We start from the raw sequence: 1126 nt of genomic DNA, 5'->3' as shown, positions 1-1126 counted from the left end.
GGAGTTCGGCCGAGCTGCGCCGCCGGTTCATCGAGGGCCCCGACTCGGTCGTGGCACGGTTCCTCCGTGAACCGTTCCACCTCGACGGCTGGCGCATCGACGTCGCCAACATGACCGGCCGGCTCGGCTCGGCCGACCTGAACGCCGAGGTGCGCCGGACGATCCGCCGCACGATGCTCGACGTGAAGGCCGACACGCTGCTGCTGGGGGAGTCGACGAACGACGCGGCGAGCGACTTCCAGGGCGATGCGTGGCACGGGGCGATGACCTACACGCCGTTCACCCGGCCGCTCTGGAGCTGGCTGCTCGAGCCGGGGAGCCCGGCCGGCGGTGGCCTCGGCTTCGCGCTGCAGCAGGTCCCGACGTTCACCGGCGGCGACTTCCACGCGGCCCACCTGCGGTTCGCCGCGGGCTTCCCGTGGCGCACCCGCCTCGCGACCATGAACGCGCTCGACACCCACGACACCCCGCGCTTCGCGACGCACGCACGCCCCGGCGCCCTGCCCGTGGCCCTCGGCCTCGCGGTCTCGCTGCCCGGCATCCCCGTGGTCTGGGCCGGCGACGAGTTCGGCCTGACCGGCGTCGACGGTGAAGCCTCGCGCACGCCGATGCCGTGGGGGAGCGAGACCTCGCCCGAGGTCGCGCCCGTGCTCGAGACATACCGCTCGTTGCTCCGGCTGCGCCGCGAGCACCCGGTGCTCGCGACCGGCGGCATCCGCTGGCTCGCCGTCGGCGACGACGCGGTGGCCTTCGTGCGCGAGTCGGCTGAGGAGTCGGTGCTCGTGTTCGCGGCGCGATCGGCCGCGACGCTGTCGATCGACTCGGCGGCATTCGGCGGCCTCAGCGCAGCGGATGTCGCGGCGCCCCTCTGCGGCAAGGCGCGAGTCGCGGCATCCGCTGGTCTCGTGACGCTCCAGACCGACGAAGCCGGCTTCGCCGCGTGGAGTCTGCCGGGCGTAACGGCGCCGTCGTGGCCGGCGGAATCGGCGTGATCGACCCGCGTCCGGAAGCCGCTCGCGAGCGGTGGTCGTCTCGGTTCGGAGGTGCCGCCGAGAGGTGATATCCTCGTACGGTTGCCAAGTGCGGCAACATGCCCCGATAGCTCAGTGGTAGAGCACTTCCATTG

General features: G+C 72.6%; 1 protein-coding gene. It reads left to right on the top strand.

Features of this window, described 5'->3' with window-relative positions; translation table 11 throughout:
• A partial coding sequence (locus tag ACFWWU_RS37420; protein ID WP_384153729.1) for an alpha-amylase family glycosyl hydrolase occupies positions 1-992 on the top strand: 992 nt, incomplete at its 5' end.
• Between the last annotated feature and the right edge of the window lie 134 nt (positions 993-1126).

This window comes from Streptomyces sp. NPDC058650, assembly GCF_042717315.1.
Classification (GTDB): domain Bacteria; phylum Actinomycetota; class Actinomycetes; order Streptomycetales; family Streptomycetaceae; genus Streptomyces.
Note: the sequence above shows the minus strand (reverse complement) of the source record. Positions and strands in the feature narration are given on the sequence as shown.